The organism is Bradyrhizobium sp. Kon10 (assembly GCF_055807395.1).
Window position 1 is genome coordinate 1 of sequence record NZ_JBVVOZ010000274.1, and the last position, 258, is coordinate 258.

At 64.3% G+C, this 258-nt stretch carries 1 pseudogene; it reads right to left on the reverse strand.

Annotated features, from left to right (window positions below):
* A pseudogene (locus AC0L2O_RS37005) lies at positions 1-258 on the reverse strand ((Fe-S)-binding protein); the annotation flags it as partial.

The window sequence follows — 258 nt, forward strand, 5'->3', positions numbered from 1 at the left end:
AGGGTCTGGATATTGCGCGAAGCCAGCAACTGAAAGGTCGCTTCATCGCCCAGGCGGCGTGCCACGTCTCCGCTGTCGCGCTCTTCCAGGCCCAGCACGGCGAAGTCGACGCCGGCCGCCTTGAGCACTTTGACGAACGCGCGCAGGGTGCGTTGGTTGCGCATGTCGAAGGCACCGTCGCCGACCCAGAACAGTACGTCGGCACTGCCTTTTTCGCTGAGCAGCGGCAGGTTCAGATCCGCCGCCCAATTCAACCGG